General features: G+C 62.1%; 23 protein-coding genes. 13 read left to right on the plus strand and 10 right to left on the minus strand.

The window, feature by feature from the left end:
• Positions 1-60 precede the first annotated feature (60 nt).
• From GGD57_RS19940 to GGD57_RS19955, 4 genes are all read left to right on the plus strand, one after another.
• Complete coding sequence (locus GGD57_RS19940) at positions 61-924, plus strand: LysR substrate-binding domain-containing protein (protein WP_184472019.1); 864 nt, start codon at positions 61-63, stop codon at positions 922-924.
• Between the two features lie 107 nt (positions 925-1,031).
• Entirely contained in the window at positions 1,032-1,424 is a 393-nt protein-coding gene (locus GGD57_RS19945; protein ID WP_184472020.1) for a hypothetical protein, read from the plus strand.
• A gap of 42 nt (positions 1,425-1,466) precedes the next feature.
• Positions 1,467-1,610 carry a hypothetical protein gene (locus tag GGD57_RS19950; RefSeq protein WP_164517669.1) on the plus strand — a complete coding sequence of 48 codons (144 nt, stop codon included), beginning with the start codon at positions 1,467-1,469 and terminating at the stop codon, positions 1,608-1,610.
• A 233-nt stretch (positions 1,611-1,843) separates the two neighbouring features.
• On the plus strand, positions 1,844-2,947 hold the full coding sequence (locus GGD57_RS19955) for a fatty acid desaturase (RefSeq protein ID WP_184472021.1): 1,104 nt from the start codon (positions 1,844-1,846) through the stop codon (positions 2,945-2,947).
• A 9-nt stretch (positions 2,948-2,956) separates the two neighbouring features.
• Here the strand turns inward: GGD57_RS19955 and GGD57_RS19960 are convergent, their stop codons facing one another.
• Positions 2,957-3,871, minus strand: a complete 915-nt coding sequence (locus GGD57_RS19960) for an SDR family oxidoreductase (protein ID WP_184472022.1) — start codon at positions 3,869-3,871, stop codon at positions 2,957-2,959.
• 108 nt (positions 3,872-3,979) lie between these two features.
• Between GGD57_RS19960 and GGD57_RS19965 the strand changes: the two genes are divergently transcribed.
• A complete protein-coding gene (locus tag GGD57_RS19965) occupies positions 3,980-4,540 on the plus strand; it encodes a TetR family transcriptional regulator (protein ID WP_184472023.1) in 561 nt (186 codons plus the stop codon).
• A gap of 20 nt (positions 4,541-4,560) precedes the next feature.
• Here the strand turns inward: GGD57_RS19965 and GGD57_RS19970 are convergent, their stop codons facing one another.
• The 4 genes from GGD57_RS19970 to GGD57_RS19985 all read right to left on the minus strand — a co-directional run bounded on the left by GGD57_RS19970 (position 4,561) and on the right by GGD57_RS19985 (position 7,189).
• Entirely contained in the window at positions 4,561-5,187 is a 627-nt protein-coding gene (locus GGD57_RS19970) for an exopolysaccharide biosynthesis protein (protein ID WP_184472102.1), read from the minus strand.
• 27 nt (positions 5,188-5,214) lie between these two features.
• Positions 5,215-5,517 (minus strand): hypothetical protein, encoded by a 303-nt coding sequence (locus GGD57_RS19975; protein ID WP_184472024.1) that lies wholly within the window; start codon positions 5,515-5,517, stop codon positions 5,215-5,217.
• A 44-nt stretch (positions 5,518-5,561) separates the two neighbouring features.
• A complete protein-coding gene (locus GGD57_RS19980) occupies positions 5,562-6,545 on the minus strand; it encodes a TerC family protein (RefSeq protein ID WP_184472025.1) in 984 nt (327 codons plus the stop codon).
• 167 nt (positions 6,546-6,712) lie between these two features.
• On the minus strand, positions 6,713-7,189 hold the full coding sequence (locus GGD57_RS19985; RefSeq protein ID WP_184472026.1) for a YcgN family cysteine cluster protein: 477 nt from the start codon (positions 7,187-7,189) through the stop codon (positions 6,713-6,715).
• Positions 7,190-7,383: 194 nt separating this feature from the next.
• Here GGD57_RS19985 and GGD57_RS19990 point away from each other — a divergent pair, with 194 nt between their 5' ends.
• The 3 genes from GGD57_RS19990 (at position 7,384) to GGD57_RS20000 (ending at position 10,867) form a co-directional block, all read left to right on the plus strand.
• Positions 7,384-9,582, plus strand: a complete 2,199-nt coding sequence (locus tag GGD57_RS19990) for a PBP1A family penicillin-binding protein (protein WP_184472027.1) — start codon at positions 7,384-7,386, stop codon at positions 9,580-9,582.
• 156 nt (positions 9,583-9,738) lie between these two features.
• On the plus strand, positions 9,739-10,326 hold the full coding sequence (locus GGD57_RS19995; protein ID WP_184472028.1) for a DUF1214 domain-containing protein: 588 nt from the start codon (positions 9,739-9,741) through the stop codon (positions 10,324-10,326).
• Complete coding sequence (locus tag GGD57_RS20000; RefSeq protein WP_184472029.1) at positions 10,319-10,867, plus strand: DUF1254 domain-containing protein; 549 nt, start codon at positions 10,319-10,321, stop codon at positions 10,865-10,867. Before GGD57_RS19995 ends, GGD57_RS20000 begins: the two co-directional genes overlap by 8 nt.
• 14 nt (positions 10,868-10,881) lie before the next feature.
• Here the strand turns inward: GGD57_RS20000 and GGD57_RS20005 are convergent, their stop codons facing one another.
• Positions 10,882-11,049: a hypothetical protein gene (locus GGD57_RS20005; RefSeq protein WP_164517668.1), complete on the minus strand. Its 168-nt coding sequence runs from the start codon at positions 11,047-11,049 to the stop codon at positions 10,882-10,884.
• A 560-nt stretch (positions 11,050-11,609) separates the two neighbouring features.
• Here GGD57_RS20005 and GGD57_RS20010 point away from each other — a divergent pair.
• Together GGD57_RS20010 and GGD57_RS20015 are read left to right on the plus strand one after the other, a co-directional pair.
• The gene (locus GGD57_RS20010) at positions 11,610-11,816 is read left to right on the plus strand and encodes a hypothetical protein (RefSeq protein WP_184472030.1); all 207 of its coding nucleotides are present in this window, start codon (positions 11,610-11,612) and stop codon (positions 11,814-11,816) included.
• Between the two features lie 250 nt (positions 11,817-12,066).
• Entirely contained in the window at positions 12,067-13,116 is a 1,050-nt protein-coding gene (locus GGD57_RS20015) for a DUF2336 domain-containing protein (RefSeq protein ID WP_184472031.1), read from the plus strand.
• Here the strand turns inward: GGD57_RS20015 and GGD57_RS20020 are convergent, their stop codons facing one another.
• The 3 genes from GGD57_RS20020 to GGD57_RS20030 all read right to left on the minus strand — a co-directional run bounded on the left by GGD57_RS20020 (position 13,117) and on the right by GGD57_RS20030 (position 15,958).
• Positions 13,117-13,461 (minus strand): DUF1491 family protein, encoded by a 345-nt coding sequence (locus GGD57_RS20020; RefSeq protein ID WP_184472032.1) that lies wholly within the window; start codon positions 13,459-13,461, stop codon positions 13,117-13,119.
• Between the two features lie 63 nt (positions 13,462-13,524).
• A complete protein-coding gene (locus tag GGD57_RS20025; protein WP_184472033.1) occupies positions 13,525-14,445 on the minus strand; it encodes a peptidoglycan-binding domain-containing protein in 921 nt (306 codons plus the stop codon).
• Entirely contained in the window at positions 14,417-15,958 is a 1,542-nt protein-coding gene (locus GGD57_RS20030; protein WP_184472034.1) for an ATP-binding protein, read from the minus strand. Before GGD57_RS20030 ends, GGD57_RS20025 begins: the two co-directional genes overlap by 29 nt.
• Positions 15,959-16,409: 451 nt before the next feature.
• Between GGD57_RS20030 and GGD57_RS20035 the strand changes: the two genes are divergently transcribed.
• The 3 genes from GGD57_RS20035 (at position 16,410) to GGD57_RS20040 (ending at position 17,620) form a co-directional block, all read left to right on the plus strand.
• Positions 16,410-16,898 (plus strand): DUF5330 domain-containing protein, encoded by a 489-nt coding sequence (locus tag GGD57_RS20035; protein ID WP_184472103.1) that lies wholly within the window; start codon positions 16,410-16,412, stop codon positions 16,896-16,898.
• Positions 16,899-16,981: 83 nt separating this feature from the next.
• Entirely contained in the window at positions 16,982-17,104 is a 123-nt protein-coding gene (locus tag GGD57_RS29405; RefSeq protein ID WP_281423762.1) for a hypothetical protein, read from the plus strand.
• 93 nt (positions 17,105-17,197) lie between these two features.
• Complete coding sequence (locus GGD57_RS20040) at positions 17,198-17,620, plus strand: SufE family protein (RefSeq protein WP_126911150.1); 423 nt, start codon at positions 17,198-17,200, stop codon at positions 17,618-17,620.
• A gap of 273 nt (positions 17,621-17,893) precedes the next feature.
• Here GGD57_RS20040 and GGD57_RS20045 read toward each other — a convergent pair whose 3' ends face one another.
• Entirely contained in the window at positions 17,894-18,325 is a 432-nt protein-coding gene (locus GGD57_RS20045) for a MucR family transcriptional regulator (RefSeq protein WP_011424588.1), read from the minus strand.
• Positions 18,326-18,597 lie beyond the last annotated feature (272 nt).

Genomic DNA, 18,597 nt, shown 5'->3' on the forward strand with positions numbered 1-18,597 from the left:
TTGATTTTCCTGCTTGGACAAATGATGATTCCTCATCAAACAGGTAAGGAAAACTTACAGATGACACTCCCTTTCGGCGCATTGAGAGCATTCGAAGCAGCAGCGCGTCTCTCGAGCTTCTCGCGCGCCGGCGACGAGTTGCGCGTGACCCATGCGGCGATCAGTCATCAGATCCGTCATTTGGAAGAATGGTTCGGGCGCGCCTTATTCTTGCGTGAAAAACGCGGCGTGCGGCTGGCACCCGAGGCCAAGCGGTTTGCCGAGATCCTATCGAACAGTTTCGAGCGAATTTCTGCCGAAGCGGAATTGCTGAAGCTGAGCACCAGATCCGAGATCACCGTCGCCTGCATCCCCTCCATCGCGACGCGATGGCTCATACCGTCACTCGGCGATTTCCTCGCCGGGCATCCGGATGTCACGATAAGGGTGGTCTACGCCATGGCCGAGCAGCGCCTGCGTGAAACCGGTTGCGACATACTGATCACGCTTGGCGCCGACACTTCCGAAGGCGTCGTTTGCCAGCCGCTTTTCTCCCGTGCCGCTCAACCTGTTGCCAGCCCGCGCTACCTCGAACGAAAGGGCAGCCTCCGCCACGCAACACAGATCGCAACGGCAGACCTGCTGCATGACGAGACCACCGCGCATTGGGCGCAGTGGCTCGACAAGGCCGGCGCGCCGTTCACCCAAACGCTGAAGGGACCGGTGTTTCAAGACTTCAATTTGCTCGCAACCGCCGTCATTGCCGGTCATGGCGTGGCACTTTGTCCGGTCGAGTTATGCCGCCGAGAAATCGAAAACGGCGACCTTGTCGTCCTCTCGGACATCGCGATTCTCGAACACGAGAATTACTTTCTGATCCGCAAAGCGTCGCCCCAAAAATCAATTTCCGCCTTCAGCACGTGGTTCAAATCCGTCATTGAATAGACGTCAGGCTGGGATCGGGCCGCCGCTCTTGAAATCGAGACGCGGCCCTTGCGCGGGAGCCTCCATCGGCGCCAAGAATCCCGTTGCGTTGCCTCGGCGAAAGGCGCATGGTTTCGGCGTCGGCAGCCATTACACGGGCGCTGCCGACTGAGGGTTTGAATGCCCTCGCCCCGACGAAAGGAGGACCGATGTCTTCCACTTCCAAAAGGTCGTATCTGACATCCTGTGATCTCGACATGCTTCAGGGCGTGCTCGATGCCGCTGGCTACGACGCCAAAATCACGGCCGACGACGAAGAGGTCTTCAACGTCGCAGCCGTGCTGCTGATCAGACTGTTCCAGGAGGGCGTCACCTCACCGGCCATGCTCTCACAGGCACTCGACTATTATTTCGGCAAACCGAAGAAGCCACCGAAACCGGTCACACCCGTTTGCAATCGCTATGCTATACAGGGATTGCCCCGCGAGCGCCGCGCCTCGGGTTCGTTCAGGGGCGGGTAAAGCGCTATCGCCTTCAATTTCGATCCAGAGGGAGATTCATCCATGGCAAAGGGACAACTGAGAAGCAACCGCGAGGTCCGGAAGCCGAAGAAGGACAAGCAGGCGGCGAAGGGGGATAATACATTCGCCAATCAGATGAAGACCGCGACCCAGAGCGCACCGCACGGCAGTGCTCCGAAGAAATAGGCTTGCATCGCCCGCCGCCTCTCGCCTTCGCCGGCGCAGAGCAGCGCAAATCGAGATCGATTTGCGCTGGAGATGATGTGCGGTTAAAAGCGGCGGCGCGTCCTGCCGGACGCGCGAGGAATGACCCGTGTTTTCGAATAGGCCGGAAGGTACCCACTTAGCATGACTCTTGCTCAAACAATTGGCCGCGTCGACGCTTCGTCGCCGGCCGCTGCCCTTCGCGGCGTTCTCTAGTGATCGAATCCGCACGCCGCTACGAGAGCGAGGAAATTCAGGTCGCCACTTTCGACGCGCCTGGTGAAAACCCGGAAAAACCAGCAGGACAAACCGCCCCTTTCGCCGAGAAGGCCTGGTTGAAGATCCTTGCCGGATATCGCCAGCCGAGGGCTGCACGCAGCGCCTTCGAGCTTGCCGTCACGGCCATCCCCTTTGCGCTGTTCTGGGCTGCGGCATGGGCGTCCGTTCACTATAGCTTCTGGCCCGGCCTGATCCTCGTCATCCCCGCCGCCGCCTTCCTGCTGCGACTGTTCATGATCCAGCATGATTGCGGCCACGGCTCGTTTTTCGCCCGTCGCCGCCTCGACGACTGGGTGGGACGCACGATCGGCATTCTGACGCTGACGCCCTACGATTATTGGCGCCGGGCGCATGCCGAACACCATGCCTCGGCCGGAAACCTCGACGAGCGCGGCGTCGGCGACATCGAGACGCTGACGATCGCCGAATATAACGCGCTGTCGCGCTGGGGCCGGCTCGGTTACCGGCTCTACCGGCACCCGGCCGTGATGTTCGGGATCGGGCCGGCATGGCTGTTCATCATCAAGCAGCGCCTGCCTTTCGGCATGATGCGCTCCGGCGCCCTGCCCTGGGTCTCGACCATGGCGACCAACCTTGCCATCGCACTCGCCGCAGCATTGCTGATCTGGGCGGTCGGGATCGTCCCCTTCCTGCTGGTCCATCTGCCGATCGTGCTGCTTGCCGGTGCGGCCGGCGTCTGGCTGTTCTACGTCCAGCATCAGTTCGAGGAAACGCATTGGTCGAAGAAGCCGGACTGGCAGTTCCAGCATGCGGCCCTGCACGGCGCCTCGCATTACGACCTGCCGCCGGTGCTGCGCTGGATCACCGGCAATATCGGCATCCACCACGTGCACCACCTGTCAAGCCGGGTGCCCTATTACCGGCTGCCCGAAGTGCTGCGGGACCACCCCGAACTTGCCGATCTCGGCCGCATCACGCTCATGGACAGCCTGCGCTGCGTCAAGCTGGTGCTGTGGGACGAACAGACGAAGCGGCTGGTGTCGTTTCGCGAGGCGGCCCGGCTCGCAGCCGCGGGATAAGGGGCGACTTCAGCGGTAGCCCGTCACATCGGCCGGTTTGCCGGGCTCCTGCACTTCCACCATGTAGCGCCAGCAATCCGGCCGTGAACCATCGATGTCGTCGAAACCATAGACCTTGGCGAGGCCACCGCTCGACAGCGACTGACCGTTCCAGCGGGCGCGGTCGGGATCGGCTGATATGGCCGCAACCGCGCGGCCAATGAAGCGCGGCGTTTCGGAAATGGCGAAATGCGGCTGCACCCTAGTCGCGTCGCGCCAGTTCTCCTCGCTGACACCATAGGCATCCAGCATCATTTCGGAGCGCAGCCAGCCGGGCGTGATCGCAACGGCCGTGGCGCCGTGTTTTGCCAGATCCTGGGCATGCGCCCAGGCCATGCGGGTCACGCCCGTCTTGACCAGGTCGTAGAAGGGCGACAGCCGGTAATGCGTGGCATTATAATCCGCCGTGCCGTCGGTCATTTCCACCAGCAGCCCGCCCGGCCGCTCGATCATCAGCGGCAGCGCATAATGGGCGGTGATCAGATGGGTGTCGATGCCGAGCCGCAGCATGCGCAGACCCTTGTCCAGCGAGTGCTCCCAGACGGATTTGTCCCATTCGAACAGTTTTTCGCAGCCCCAGATGTCGTTGACGAGAATATCGAGCCGGCCGGCCTCGCTGCGAATACGGGCAACCAGCGCCTCGACCTCCGGCGCGATGAGATGATCCACCGGCACGGCAATGCCTCTTCCGCCTGCCGCGGTCACCAGTTCGGCCGTCTCCTCGATCGTCTCCGGCCGCATATATTCAGATTGCCGGGTGCGCGTCGTGCGACCCGTGACATAGACCGTGGCGCCGGCAGCGCCCAGTTCCACCGCGATGCCGCGACCGGCACCACGTGTCGCGCCCGCCACCAAAGCCACTTTCTCCCGCAACTGTGCTGTCACGTCTCCATCCTCCGGGCTAGAACAAAATTCAGTCGGATTGGCCGATATGTCGATATTGTTTATAAACGAATGATCGTTTATAAATGCAGCGATTGCAAGAGGAATGTCATGCCGCGCCACCGCACATTGTCCGATGACCAGCTCCTCGCCATGGTGCTGGCGGTGATCCATTCCAAAGGCCCCGATGCGGCAACCTTTGCGGCGGTCGCCAAAGCGAGCGGCCTTTCCGGCTCGACGCTGGTGCAGCGTTTTGCGACGAAGGCGGCGATGCTGCGGGCCGCCCTGCTCTATGCCTGGGACCGGCTGGATGCGGAGACGGCGCGGCTTGCCGAGAACGTGCCGAAAACTCCGGAAGGCGCCGTCGCGCTGCTCGTCGGCCTGTCGCAGGATTACGGAGACAATGCCGCTGCCTATGGCGAGGGATTGCTGGTGCTTCGCGAGGATTTCCGCGATCCGGTGCTGCGGGCCCGCGGTGCGGCCTGGGGAACCGCGTTGACGACTGATATCGCCCGATGTTTTGCATCAGCAAGCGCGCCGGAGACCATCGCCCGGCTGATGCTGTCGCAATGGCAGGGCTCGCTCACCTGGTGGGGATTTGGCCCAGATGGACCGGTGGACGCCTATGTGGAGACGGAATTGCGACGCTTCCTCGCCGCCGTGACATCCTGATCCCGGCCCGGACATTTCGCCTAATAGGCAGCGACCAGCATCGCCTTGATAAAATAGAGCAAAGCAACGGTCACGCCGATCGTCGCCAATGTGAGCAGCAGTCCGATCAGGGTGACGAGACCGTCCCGCTCCATCAGGGCGACGGCCAGGACCACCAGCGAGAACACCGGCAGAATATTGCCGAACGGGATCGGCAGCGCGATCACGACCGCGAGCAGGAAGACAGGAATGCCCAGCAGCGCCTGCACCTTCGGGCCTGTAAACAGCTCCAGCCGGCCGGCGCGCACGACCTTCTCCACCCGGGCGATCACCGGAACCGCGTGCCCCACCACGAGATCGAGTGCGGCAAACGAAACCTGGCGATTGCGGAGGACGGCGGGCAGCCACACTGTGCGGCCGCCCGCGACGATCTGCAGGGAGACCATCGCCAGCGCCGTGCCGAACACCATCCCGAACGGGCCGGGAATCGGGGTCAGCGCCGGGATTGCCAGGAAAAGGATGGTGAAGGCGATGCTGGCCGGGCCCATCGCCTCCAGCGCCTCGCCGATCGAGAGGCCACCCTTCACCCGGGCAAGTTCCAGCATCTCCCGAAGCCGCGCGGTGGCCACACCGCGTGGCGCGCGTCTATTTCCGTCCTGATCAGACATCATACGGTCCATTCCAGCCCGCTGCCGTTACGCAGCCGCGCCCGCCCCGCTCAAGACGCCGATGATGGCTGCGCATTGCGGATCCTTGCCATCGAGAAGCTCGACCGGCGAGGTGTGGCCGATCGCGATACTGACGACCGTGGCCGCCGCCCAGCCGTAGTCCCCGGCCGCACGCTTGATGAGCTGCGGCCCCTGGGATGCGAGGCAAGCCTGGGACTGGCTGACGATTTCCACGGGAAGCCGGGCGCGCTCAACCTGTTCCTGTATCTGGGCCTGCAGCGGATCGACGACGAGCAGGGCAAAAATCCAGCCGATGAAATTCGAGATCATATCTGTTTCCTTCCTTTGTTAACGTGTCCGTATGCAGCGCCCGCTCAGGCGGGCTGCTGCGGACCCCGCGTCTTGAGGAGGCTCCAGACCACGCCGGCGGCGATGATCGCGAAGGTGATGCCGAGCGAGAGCGCGGCCGGGAATTTTTCAAGACCCAGGAGATCGGCCAGGAAGATCTTCGAGCCGATGAAGATCAGCACGATGGCGAGCGCCGGCTTGAGGTAGCGGAAGCGATGGATCATCGCCGCGAGCGCAAAATACAGGGCGCGCAGGCCGAGGATCGCGAAGATGTTCGAGGTATAGACGATAAAGGGATCCGTGGTGATGGCGAAGATTGCGGGAACAGAATCGACGGCGAAAATGACGTCGGCCACTTCGACCATGACGAGCGCCATGAACAGCGGGGTGATGAACCAGGTCATCCGACCCGTCTTCGGGTTTGCCTTTCTGACGAAGAACCGCTCGCCGTGATGTTCCTCGGTGACGTTGAAGCGGCTGCGCATGAAGCGGACGAGCACGTTCTTCGAGACATCGGGCTCAGCCTCCTTGACGACCAGCATCTTGATACCGGTCACGATCAGGAACGCGGCGAAGATATAGAGGAGCCAGGCGAATTCGGCGACCAGCGTCGCGCCGACACCGATCATGATCGCACGCAGCACGATGACGCCGAGGATACCCCAGAAGAGCACACGATGCTGGTAGAGGCGCGGCACGGCAAAGAACGAGAAGATCAGGGCGATGACGAAGACATTGTCGAGCGCCAGCGTCTTTTCGACGACGAAGCCCGTCATATAGGCAAGGCCGGCCTCAGAACCGAGATACCACCATACCCAGCCACCGAAGGTCAGGCCGAGGGCGATATAGAGGGCAGAAAGCTTGATGCTTTCGCCGACGCCGATTTCCTTGTTCTGCTTATGAAGAATACCGAGGTCGAAGGATAGAATGGCGATGACGAGGACGAAAAAGCTCGACCACATCCAGAGCGGCGTTCCCAGCCACTCGGCGAACAAAAAAGAGAAATCCAAGGATAGTCCCCTGTCGGCACTGGTTGTCGGAGAAGAGGTCCGACATCGCAAGAGTGCCGAAGCTCTCGCCAGAGGGGCCCGGACCAGCGGGTCGAACAGCAGGTAGGGTCTCACTTTTCAATAGTCAAGCGGCGCCACTGCCAATTTTATCGGCGCCAGGGGCCGGATCAGGCTTCCTCCTCGTTCTTCTCCTCGCCGACGGTCAGCGGCCAGTCGACGACGTAATCCTCGAGGTCGTCGATATCGATCTCGGTTTCGTTGATCGTGCGGCCGCGGGCGGAAATGCCGGCGGCATGAACGGTTTCCGGATCGCCGGAGACGAGCGGGTGCCACCAGTAGAGATCGCGGCCCTCATTGACCAGCCGGTAGCCGCAGGTCGGCGGCAGCCAGGCGATATCGGGCACATTCTCCTTCGTCAGCTGCACGCAGTCCGGCACGAAATCCCAGCGGTTCTGATAGCTGGAACAGCGACAGCTTTCGCCGTCGAGCAGCTTGCAGCTGACCGAGGTGAAATAGATATCGCCGCTATCCCATTCCTCGATCTTGTTGAGACAACAGAGGCCGCAGCCGTCGCAGAGGCTTTCCCATTCGGCAACGGTCATTTCGGCAAGCGTCTTGCGCTTCCAGAAGGGCAGATCGATCATCGTTCGTTTCTTGCAACAGCGGCCCGCAAATTCACGTGACCGTCATGCATCTCTCTTGTTATCGGCCACAAAATCAATCAATTCTTCAGCATGCTCCTGATATCGGAGAGCTTTGCGGCCATATGCAGGCTTGCGTTCCATCGCGTTGCGACGGACGGACATGAGGCAAGCGCGATCAGGCGGGAATACAGGACGTGCAGGATCCGGACAACCAAAAAAACGGGCCAAAAAACGAGCCAGAAAACGGACCGGAAAAAGCGGTGAGCGACGCGGCCGGCAAACGGCCGGCGAAGAACCGTCACATTCTCCTGCGCATCGATTCCTGGATCGATTCGACCGTCTGGAACGCGGGCTTTCGCGCCGCCGAGATCTGGGAAGACATCACCATCTTCTTCCGCCGCTTCCGGGTGCGCGGCTGGAAGCGGATGGTCTTCGAACTCGCCGGCGAAGGGCTGACGCTCGGGGCGGCCGGCTCGGTGCTGATGCTGCTGCTTGCCCAGCCGGCCTTCGAGGCGACCAAGGAGGACTGGCGCAACCGCGGCGATTTCGCCGTCACCTTCACCGACCGCTACGGCAACGTCATCGGCCATCGCGGCGTCATCCACCAGAATTCCGTGCCGATCGATGAACTGCCGGATTCCCTGATCAAGTCGGTGCTGGCCACCGAAGACCGGCGTTTCTTCGACCATTTCGGCATCGACGCCATCGGCCTCTTCCGCGCCATGGTCACCAACGCCCAGGCGGGCGAAGTCGTGCAGGGCGGCTCGACGCTGACCCAGCAGCTGGCCAAGAACCTGTTCCTGTCCAACGAGCGCTCGATCGACCGTAAAGTGACCGAGGCCTTCCTGGCGCTTTGGCTCGAGGCCAACCTTTCCAAGAAGGAAATCCTCTCCACCTATCTCGACCGCGCCTATATGGGCGGCGGCACTTTTGGCGCGGCGGCGGCGGCGCAATTCTATTTCGGCAAGAACATCACCGATGTGAATCTTGCCGAATCCGCCATGCTGGCCGGCCTGTTCAAGGCGCCGGCGAAATATGCGCCGCACGTCAACCTGCCGGCGGCGCGTGCGCGCGCCAACGAAGTGCTGACCAATCTCGTGCAGAGCGGGCTGATGACCGAGGGCCAGGTGATCGCCGCCCGGCGCAACCCGGCGACCGTCGTCGACCGCAACGAGGTGGAATCGCCGGATTTCTTCCTCGACTGGGCCTTCGACGAGGTGCAGCGGCTTTCGCCGCGTTTCCACCAGCATTCGCTGATCGTGCGCACGACGATCGACATGGGCATCCAGCAGGCGGCCGAGGATTCGGTTGAAACGTCGCTGCGCGAATATGGCGAAGCCTATCATGCCAAGCAGGGCGCCATGGTGATGATCGAGAATGGCGGCGCCGTGCGGGCCATGGTCGGCGGGCGGGATTACGGCGAGAGCCAGTTCAACCGCGCCACCAAGGCGCTGCGCCAGCCGGGCTCCTCCTTCAAGGTCTACACCTATTCGGTGGCGATGGAGAGCGGGATGACGCCGCAGACGACGATCGTCGACGCGCCGATCTCCTGGGGCAACTGGAGCCCGCATAATTATGCGAACCGCTATGCCGGCCGCATCACGCTGGAGACCGCGATCGCCCAGTCGATCAATACCGTGCCGGTGCGGCTCGCCAAGGAAAAACTCGGCATCCAGCCGATCCGGGCGATGGCGAAGAACCTCGGCGTCGAAACGCCGATCCGCGACGACGTCACCATCCCGATCGGTACATCCGAAGTCACGGTGCTCGACCAGGCGACCGCCTATGCCACTTTCCCGGCCGGCGGCTACCAGTCGCGCCGCCACGGCATCACTCAGATCCTCGATTACGACGGCGACGTGCTCTACGATTTCGACCGCGACGAGCCGGCCGCCAAACGTGTGCTGTCCGAACAGGCCGACGCCTATATGAATCAGATGCTGTCGCGCGTTCCCTATGTCGGCACGGCGCGCAAGGCTGCCCTCGACAACGGCATCGTGACCGCCGGCAAGACCGGCACGACCCAGGCCTATCGCGACGCCTGGTTCGTCGGCTTCACCGGCAACTACACCTGCGCCGTCTGGTTCGGCAATGACGACTATACCTCGACCAACGAGATGACCGGCGGCTCGCTGCCGGCAATGACCTTCAAGCGCGCCATGGACTACGCCCATCAGGGCGTGACGCTGCGCGCCATCCCCGGCATCCAGAACCCCCTGCCCTCGGAAAAGGATCTCGCCAAAACCGCCGCCGCCAAGCCGCAGGACGGATTGCCGCAGCTCATCCGGCCACGCATGCTCTCGGTGCAATCGACCGACATCCTCAAGAAGCTCGGTGAGAAGCTGAAGAATGCCCCGCCGCTGGCGCCGGCGAAGGTGGCGAGCGCGGAATAGGCGGTCCCAATATTTCCGGTAGATGCCCCTCATCCGCCTGCCGGTGGCACCAACCTGACATCCGTGTTGCCCAGGGCATAATGTCATGGCGCGGCATTCCACCCTGCCAGAATCAGTGGTAACCCTTTCATCTGATATGGTTTCCAAGGTCATGACGTGTTTCGCTTTCCCCTTTTCATCCTGATCACGCTGATCGTCGCCTTCGGCGGCGGCATCATGATTTCGCTGTATGCGCTGGATGCGACGCAGGGGTTCGGGGCGATCAAGCTCGGCGCCTGGGAGGCTTTTCCAGCGCTGCAGACGGTCGACGCCGACCCTTACGCCAAGTCGCACCGGGCGCGCGCCGGCAAGCTGCTTTATGGCAGCGCCGAGGGCCTGACCTTTACGGCGAGCGTCGACGACGATGGGGCGCGGCTGAATGCCGGCTGCCGCTACCGCATCAGCGGGCAGACGCCGCCTGCCCGGCTGTGGACCCTCTTTACCGCCGACAATGGCGGTAATCCGGCGGCGGTGAAGAGCGGGCTTCCCTCGGCGCTGAATTCCTGGACGGTGCTGCGCCAGCCCGACAGCAGCTTCTCGATCGACATCTCCGCCGCCGCGCAGCCGGGCAACTGGCTGGCCTTGCCGCAGGCCGGCACCTTCCGGCTGGTGCTGACCCTGTTCGACACACCGACGGCCGGCAGCTCCGGGGTGATCGACCTCGCCATGCCGAAGCTGACCAAGACCGGATGCGGCAATGCTTAGGATCTTCTTCGCCATCCTGACCGGGCTTTTCGGCGCAGCGCTGCTCCACCTCGTCATCATCCTGTCGCTGCCGCATTTCACCGGCAGGGATGCGGCGACCCGTGTGGAGGCGGAGGGCGACCTCAACAATTTCTATCTGCTCGGCGACCAGTATGACGAGGCCGGTCTTGCCAACGGCGACCCCTTCCTGCGCACTGCCGTCTGCTCCTTCGACGTCGAGGATGCGCCGGTGCATTTCACCGCCAAGGGCAACGTGCCCTTCTGGTCGATCGCGATTTACGACAGCGCCTCCAACGAGGTCTTCAGCATGAACGACAGGACGTCGGTCGGCGGCGCGCTCGACGTGCTGGCCGGAGGTCCGATCCAGCTGACCGACCTGCGCAAGAACCTGCCGCAGGAATTGCAGCAGGCGATCCTGGTGGAAATGGCCCGGCCGGACGGTTATGCCGTGCTGCGAACGCTGGCGCCACAGTCAAGCTTCGACGAGGCGGCGCGGAACTTCCTGACGGGAGCCGGCTGCGAGCAATTCATCGCCCGCTGAGGTTGCGCCCGCGATTACTTCTTGTTGACGCGCGGCGCGGACGCCCGACGCCGTTTCGGGCTCTCGACCAAGCGCTCGTAGCGGACGCCGGTGAACCACAGGATCTTGGCTTCGCGGGGCTCCTTGTCCGGGCGACGCGGCGCCCGCGGCAGCCGATCCGCCAATGCGACTACTATTGCCATGCTCGTCTCCATGCACTGCCCGAGACGGATGAACTTGCGATGGATTTCACCCTGCCCGCCAATGTGCGGGCCGGCGCGTCCTGCAGTGCCGGGATTGCCGGACCGAGGGCATTCGCGCCTTTCCCACGGCACCAGATTGAAATACCGTGATCAGGAGTTTCAACGATCCAGTTACTCAAATCGCGTCGTTCCTATCCGAATTGAGACAGATGACAGTTAACAGTTTACTAATGTTCGGCAGATGCCAAATACAGTTCACGTCACTTCCCCAGTAACGCGCGAAGAGTTGATTTGGTTTCATCCCGCCCCCGCAAAGCGCTAGACGCGGGCCAGCGCATAAAATTATAGATAAATCATATAGTTGCGGGAGACCCGAGCGAATTAGCTGCAGCGAAATGGCTGGTGTTGCAGAAATACTTCATGAAAATATTTAATTGCGACCAACTCGAATGCGCGTATGGTTGCTCTCATCGATCGCCGTTTCCGGGCGCCGATCGACAGCGGATTTTCCACCGATTGCGGATTTTCCACGCTCTTGCCGGAATGCGGAGGACACGGCTGTGTCTTTGCTGGTGAATTCATCTTTTTCGCCCGAGGATCTCGACGTGCTGCGCAGTGCGCTCGATGCCTGGTGCGCGGAACAGCACGTCGACATCAAGAGCGCCGAGGCCCAGTTTGCGGTATCCGCAGCACTCGATCTTTACCAGGCCGGTCACGACAGCCGCGAAACGCTGCTGCACGCCTTGCACGATCGCAAGGCCGCCTGAGCTTTTCCACCGTCACATCAGCGATAAGCAATCGCAGCAGCGCCGCGCTCCAACAGGCAATTTTATATTGCCGCTTATCAACTCGCGACACGCTCCGCGTGTATATTTCTGGTGCATTTTAATAAAATCTTCAGTATGCATTAACCCTACCGGTGTAGGATTTGTTCATAACCGACGTGGTCCGGCATGCGTCCCGCCAACGCATATCGGCCCGTGGTTCCCCTTGGTGCGGCGTTTTCGGGGTGTTCGTGTGCGTGACCGGTTTCGAGACCTAGAAGGCCCCTTGGCCGTCAGGAAAAAGGACGTGGTATTGATGGCGACCGTCAGCAGTTTCGAGAACCTGTCTCATCCGACACGGTCCGAACTGCGCCAATTCGCCGAGCTTTTCATGCCGCTGTTCCAGGCCTCCTCCGACGAGGCCAAGCGCCAGGCGGTCGCAGCACTCTCCCAATGCGAGAACATGCCGGCGGCGGTGGCGCTGTTCATCGGCAACCAGCCGATCGAGATTGCCGCCCCTTTTCTTGCCGCCTCCAAGGCAATTGCCGACGATACGCTGATTACCATCGCGCGCATGCAGGGTGCAGCGCATGTCAAGGCGATCGTCAGCCGCGATTCGCTTTCACCGAAGGTCATCGATGCGCTGGTGTCGCTGCGCCAGACCCAGCCGCGGCCGGCGGCCGCCTCGGCGCCGATTACAGAATCGCAGACGGTGCCGCTTGCACCGGCGCCGGCCGAGACCAACGAGGCAGATGCGCTGGAAGAACAGCGGATTGCCAATGAAGAGGCGTTGCGCGAACGCATCCTCGGCCTGGCCGGCCATCTCGGCCATAATGAGGAGGACAGGCTCGGCCTGCGCACGCTCACCGACATCCAGGAGGCTTTGCTGGTGCGCTTCGCCCGCTCGCGTGAGGCGATGCATTTTTCGACCGCGCTTGCCGATGCGCTGTCGGCCAGCCGCTGGCTTGCCGAGCGCATCATGCTCGATCTTTCCGGCCAGCAGCTCGCCACCACGCTGACGAGCCTCGGCATGGGCTTTCTCGACGCCGTCTTCGTGCTGGAGAAATTCTATCCGCATCTGGCCGAACAGCAGCACAACGTCACACGCGGCTGGATGGTGCTCGATGCGCTCGACCCGGAAGAATGCCACGAACGTGTGGACGCCTGGCGACGCGCCGATCGCTACACCTACAAGCCCGATGTGGCTGATGTGCCGGCCGCCCAGGAAACGCCAAACCACCGTTTCATCCATCAGGCGTCGGCGCCACGCGACCTGCGCGTCCTCGGACGGCGGTCTCGCTAATTAGCCGTCCCGCGCAAGCGGGATGATGTCGCCCAGTTCTTCCGCCTCCAGCTCGACGATCCACAGATCCGGGTCGAAGCGGCGTTCACGCTCCAGCATGGCACGCACGGCTTCCGGATCGCTGCGCAACAGGCGAATTTCGAACAGGCGATCGCCGGTCTCACCCTCGCCGAAGGCGGTCTGCGGCGCCGGCGCATAGAGCGTTTCCGAGCCGTCGCGGAAATGCTGGCGGATGAAGATCGCACCCGCCTCCTCGGCCCCCTTCTTCTCGACGGCGGCGAAATCGCCGCTGGCGAAGACGCGGCGCAGCAGGGCGGAAACGAAGATGTCGGCGCGTAATCTCATCGGCGCGGTATAAACCGGCGGACAGCCGGCGGCAATGAGGGGCAACCTTGCCCCGGCAACATCCTAAATCGCGCCGATTTCCCTGAGTTTCTTCAGCACCGCCTGGTTCGGCTCGCCGTTTTCGGGCAGGTTGTAGTGCTTCTGAAAATGGCGAATGGCCGCGCGGGTCTGCTCGCCGGCGACGCCGTCGACGCCGACATTGGCATAGGCCATGTTGGAAAGACCCTTCTGGATCTTCAGCACCAGGTCGACATTGGTGATCTCGCTCGATGGAAGCTGCTTTGCGGCCGGAGGAGCGGTTTTGACGGTCTTTTCGGCGCTGCGGATCGCCGCTGCCACCGGGTCTTCCGCCGCCGCCTTCGAGCTCACATCCTCGGGCGGTTTTTCGGCGGGCACGGTCGAAGGGCCCGATGCATCGATCTTCAGCGCCGCCAGCACCTCCGGCGTCGGATCGCCGGTCTGGGCCATGCCGACGGTTTCTTCGAAGAAGAGGATGGCCGCACTGGTACGGGGGCCGATGATGCCGTCGGGTATGCCGTTATAGAGGCCGCGGCGCACCAGCTGCTGCTGGATATCCATGACAAGCTGACTGGGCTGCTGATTGGGCGCGGCAGGCGCCGGCGTTGCATTGGTGGTGGCGGCATCCTCCGGCCGTTCGATCCGGAAGGTGGTGACGTCGCCCTGCGGCTCCTCGGCCGGGCGGCGGGCGCCGAGCACATTGGAGGACTGCGGATCGCGGGTGCGGAAAATCGGATGCGGATGCAGGCCCGGCTGGTACCAGAGCGCATTGGCGGCGACGAAGGAGAAGATGACGACGAAGGTGATCGTGCCGCCGGCAACCGACGGATTGCGGCCGATGACACCGCCGAGCACGGATGCGCCCTGCAGGCTGAGGCCGCCCAGGGCGGCGGCGCCCGAGATCAGAAGGCCCGGCTGCTGCCGGCCCTTTCTTCCCTTAGGCGATTTTCGCTTGCGCGCGGCCATCGAAACGCCCCTCTTCCAATTCTGTACCTGTGTTGACCGCGCCCTTCAGCCGCGGCGGAAACTCGACAGTCGCGCCATGACCGGCGTCTTCGGCGCGCTTGGCGCCGGAGCCGTCCATCGCGATCTCGATGGTGATGATCGTGCCTTCGCCCGGCTGGCTGGCCATGGCGAAATGGCCGCCATGCAGCGCCACCAGCCCCTTGACCAGGGATAGGCCGAGGCCGGTGCCTTCGAAACGGCGGGTGTAATCGTTCTGGATCTGGACGAAGGGCTGGCCGAGCAAGGCCAGCTTGTCGGCCGCAATACCGATGCCGGTATCGCTGACCGTCAGCTTCAGGATGCCGTCGCGCGCCGCCGCATCGACCGAGACGACGCCGCCGGCCTCGGTGAACTTGATGGCATTGCCGACGAGATTGATAAGGATCTGCTGGATGGCACGCTGATCGGCGACCACTTCGCCGAGGCCGCGCTGGATACGGCTGGTCAGCGTCAGACCCTTGGTCTTGGCCTGCAATGCCAGCATCGATTCGCAGGACTTGACCGAGCTCGCTATATCGAAGGCATCGAGCATCAGCTCGTAGCGGCCGGCTTCGATCTTGCTCATGTCGAGCATGGTGTTGACGACCGACAGCAGATGCGCGCCGGAATCGCGCACCAGGCCGACATATTCGCGCTGGCGGTCGTTTTCGAATTTGCCGAAATATTCGCCGATCAGGATATCGGAAAAACCGAGAATGGCGTTCAGCGGCGTGCGCAGCTCGTGGCTGACGGCCGCGAGAAAGCGCGATTTGGCGTCGTTTGCCGATTCGGCATCGGCCGCGCGGTTGTGGGCTTCGTCGCGCAGCTGCTGCTCGACGGAGACATCGCGCAGCTGGGCAATGACGGCGGCAAGTTCGCCGTCGGCATCGCGCCGGGCGGTCATGTCCATTCTGAGATAGGCGAACTGGCGCTGATCGCGCGAGACCGAGGGCCGGTCGAGGCGCAGATCGACGCTCGCTGCCTCCTCGCCGCGGCGCAGGCTGTCGAGTGCCTGCAGGAAAAGGATGCGGTCGGAGACATGCACCTGTTCGAGGAAGCCCCTGCCCTTGGGATCGCGCATCCAGGCGAGGAAATCGCGCCGGTCGCGGCCGCCGACGGTCGCCACACTGCCGTGTGGGTCGAGAAAGAAGACGAGGCCGGGAGTGGCGGCAAGGAAGAAATCCTCGGCCGACTGCGTGGCGATCCCGGCGGACGAACCCTGACGGGCGAGCGCGATGCTGCCGACGGCGGAAAAGAGAAAGGCGGCGCAGACCATGGCGACACCGGCCGGCAGGGCGACGGCCGGACTGGTGACCGCCGACAGGCCGACAGGAGCGATAATAAGAGCGGCCGACGAGAACAGCACGAGGCGACGCAGAATCGCGAGCTCGCGTTGGCGCACGGCTTCGCCGCCACCCGTCCGGGAGAGCCAGCTTGTCGCCGCCCGGTCTACGAGGGCCGACACCCAGCCGCCAATGTCACTCAATACACGCACGCAATACCCGCCCAAAAGGCTGTCTATCGATCCGGACAATAGGCCCCGGCGACTTAAAGAAAGGATAAGGCAAAAGCGCTGTTCACCGCTCGAAACCGCCGGAATTCCCGTTTTGAAGCATCTGGAAGGCTCTTTGCCTTTTGTGGTTAATAGCAGGTAAGCGACGGATTTTCCTCATATTTCAGCATTGCGTTAACTCCTGTGGCAAGGCGAGCCGGCAAAAGCCCTGCAATTGCAAGCAGGTGCTGCCCTGATGCTTAACGGCGATCGCTCGCATTCGACTGAAATGTCCCTCAAATGCCGGTCGCTAAAATTTGAACTAAATTTGCCGCAAATGCGCGTGAGTTTCGAAAAGCGGCATTCGCAACTTGGCGGTAGGGTGAAAACACACCGGACAACCGGCCTGATTCGGCGACAAGAACCGGACGGGAAAACAGGATGGGCAATGACAATGTGGTTTCTGATCAAAGGATCCTTCTGGTTTGGCCTTGTGCTCGTGCTTCTGTCCGTCTTCAGCACGGAGAGTTCCGACACGCTGGCGGGCGGCCCGCACCTGCAGCTTTCCGACGCGTTCACGGCGGCAAGCGGCGCTTATGACTATCTGACGGGCATGTGCTCGGAAAAACCCGAGGTCTGCACCAAGGGCGCCGAAACCATCACTGCGCTCGGCTACCGGGCCCGTGAAGGCGCCCGCGTCGCTTACGAACTTCTCGACAGCCAGTTCAAGGACGAGGCGACGACGACGGCAAAACCTGCCGCATCGCAGGCGCCGGTCGCCCTCAACATGCCGTCGCTGGCGGCACCCGCCCTTCAGGAGAAGGCGCGCGAGGCAAAGGCAGCGCTGAACCAGCCGATGCCGTACCGTCCGCCGGTCGATGACGAAGCCCAGACCGTGGTCACCGGCGCGATCCCGCTGCCGACACCGAAGCCGGCGATCTGACGAAATTTCTGGCGGGCACCCGCCCGTCACCGTGCCATTTTTTCCAGCTTGCATCGGTGGTCCGCATGACGCGGAAATGCCCCATGCCTGACGTGCCTGCCCTGTTTAATTTCAGCATGTTGCTGCGCCGTGAGGATGCCCATCCCTCACGGCGTTTCTTTCTCTATCGATGCAATCCCGGCAAAACCGCTGTGCGCTTTGCCTGACAAACCGCGTCACACTTTTCCCGAAATTGCTTTAACGGTTCAAATCCGCGGGTCTTTCACCTATATGCACTGGTAAGATTGAAAGGCTTTCCCATGGCATCCCTCGACCAGATCATCGACGACTTCACCTTCCTGGACGATTGGGAAGACCGCTACCGCTATGTCATCGAACTCGGCAAGGCGCTGCCGGAACTCGCCGAGGAGAAGCGCACCTCCGAAAACAAGGTGATGGGCTGCGCCAGCCAGGTCTGGCTGGTGACCCATGCGACCGGCAATCCCGATAACCCGGTCATGGAGTTCGAGGGTGATTCGGACGCCCATATCGTGCGCGGCCTTGTCGCCATCGTGCTTGCCACCTACTCCGGCAAGACGGCAGCGGAGATCGCCGGTCTCGATGCCTTCGAGATTTTCTCGAAGATCGGCCTGGTGGAGAACCTGTCGTCGCAGCGGTCGAACGGGCTGCGGTCGATGGTCAACAGGATCCGGGAAGAAGCCAGGGTTCGCGCCGCGGCCTGAAGGCGACCGCAGCCGATCGACTTTGAGAGGCGGGCCAATCGATTCGGAAAGCGCTCCTGCCGAATCGAGTATATTACCACCTGCTCATAGTATAGCAGCCATTCGAAGCCCGCCGGCAAAGCATAAGATGGGGATCGCTCACATTATCCCGAGCACCTGCTCGAATCATTTCCGGCGGCGCGAAATACTGGGTGATTATTGTCATCGCCTTGAAACGGCACACAAAAAAGCCGGACACAAGGCCCGGCTTTTGACGTCGATGCTTTCGAAAGCTCAGCCGCGGCCGCGCTTGCGGCGCTGGCCAAGGCCCATCTCCTTTGCCAGGCGCGAACGCGCTTCGGCATAAGCGGGCGCGACCATCGGGTAATCGGTCGGCAGGTCCCACTTCTCGCGGTATTCTTCCGGCGAGAGGCTGTGATGCGTCATCAGGTGACGCTTGAGGGACTTGAAGTTGCCGCCGCATTCCAAACACGTGATCTGCTCGTCCTGTACGGACTTGCGGACAGAAACTGCAGGCTTCTGCTTTTCGACGACAGCCGCAGCAGGCTGCGGTACGGACGTGTTGCTCAGTGCCGAATGCACGTCGGAAATCAGATTAGCCAGGTCGCTGACCGGGACAACATGGTTGCTGACATAAGCCGCGACGATGTCGGCCGTCAGTTCCACAAGCAGCTCCGGCGCATTGCCGGTCGCCATATCCGTCATATTTTTTCTCCTGTTAGCATGCTCAAACGGCCTTTGACTGACACGCCAAAGACCCGCCTCGTAGAAGCGAACAGCAAAAGCACGGGAAGCGACCTTCTGTTTCGAAAAACGCGAAATCCACCCCTAGATTCCGAAGAGCGAGACCTGTTCTTATACTGCCTGACTGCAAACCACTACGTCATGCCCCAGGCGATGGCCTCAGTTAGACATGAAAAATCAAAACTGAGGGACTTGGAAGCAGTACGATTGTAATTCACAATCAGAACTCTACT

The organism is Rhizobium esperanzae (assembly GCF_014197615.1).
Taxonomy (GTDB): Bacteria; Pseudomonadota; Alphaproteobacteria; order Rhizobiales; family Rhizobiaceae; genus Rhizobium; species Rhizobium esperanzae_A.

Excerpts from the sequence above, each read along its gene's own strand:
- GGD57_RS19940 (WP_184472019.1), top strand. The coding sequence starts at position 61 with ATGACACTCCCTTTCGGCGCATTGAGAGCATTCGAAGCAGCAGCGCGT.
- GGD57_RS19945 (WP_184472020.1), top strand. The coding sequence starts at position 1,032 with ATGGTTTCGGCGTCGGCAGCCATTACACGGGCGCTGCCGACTGAGGGT.
- GGD57_RS19950 (WP_164517669.1), top strand. The coding sequence starts at position 1,467 with ATGGCAAAGGGACAACTGAGAAGCAACCGCGAGGTCCGGAAGCCGAAG.
- GGD57_RS19965 (WP_184472023.1), top strand. The coding sequence starts at position 3,980 with ATGCCGCGCCACCGCACATTGTCCGATGACCAGCTCCTCGCCATGGTG.
- GGD57_RS19970 (WP_184472102.1), bottom strand. The coding sequence starts at position 5,187 with ATGTCTGATCAGGACGGAAATAGACGCGCGCCACGCGGTGTGGCCACC.
- GGD57_RS19975 (WP_184472024.1), bottom strand. The coding sequence starts at position 5,517 with ATGATCTCGAATTTCATCGGCTGGATTTTTGCCCTGCTCGTCGTCGAT.
- GGD57_RS19985 (WP_184472026.1), bottom strand. The coding sequence starts at position 7,189 with ATGATCGATCTGCCCTTCTGGAAGCGCAAGACGCTTGCCGAAATGACC.
- GGD57_RS20000 (WP_184472029.1), top strand. The coding sequence starts at position 10,319 with ATGCTTAGGATCTTCTTCGCCATCCTGACCGGGCTTTTCGGCGCAGCG.
- GGD57_RS20005 (WP_164517668.1), bottom strand. The coding sequence starts at position 11,049 with ATGGCAATAGTAGTCGCATTGGCGGATCGGCTGCCGCGGGCGCCGCGT.
- GGD57_RS20020 (WP_184472032.1), bottom strand. The coding sequence starts at position 13,461 with ATGAGATTACGCGCCGACATCTTCGTTTCCGCCCTGCTGCGCCGCGTC.
- GGD57_RS20025 (WP_184472033.1), bottom strand. The coding sequence starts at position 14,445 with ATGGCCGCGCGCAAGCGAAAATCGCCTAAGGGAAGAAAGGGCCGGCAG.
- GGD57_RS20035 (WP_184472103.1), top strand. The coding sequence starts at position 16,410 with ATGTGGTTTCTGATCAAAGGATCCTTCTGGTTTGGCCTTGTGCTCGTG.
- GGD57_RS29405 (WP_281423762.1), top strand. The coding sequence starts at position 16,982 with ATGCCTGACGTGCCTGCCCTGTTTAATTTCAGCATGTTGCTGCGCCGT.
- GGD57_RS20040 (WP_126911150.1), top strand. The coding sequence starts at position 17,198 with ATGGCATCCCTCGACCAGATCATCGACGACTTCACCTTCCTGGACGAT.
- GGD57_RS20045 (WP_011424588.1), bottom strand. The coding sequence starts at position 18,325 with ATGACGGATATGGCGACCGGCAATGCGCCGGAGCTGCTTGTGGAACTG.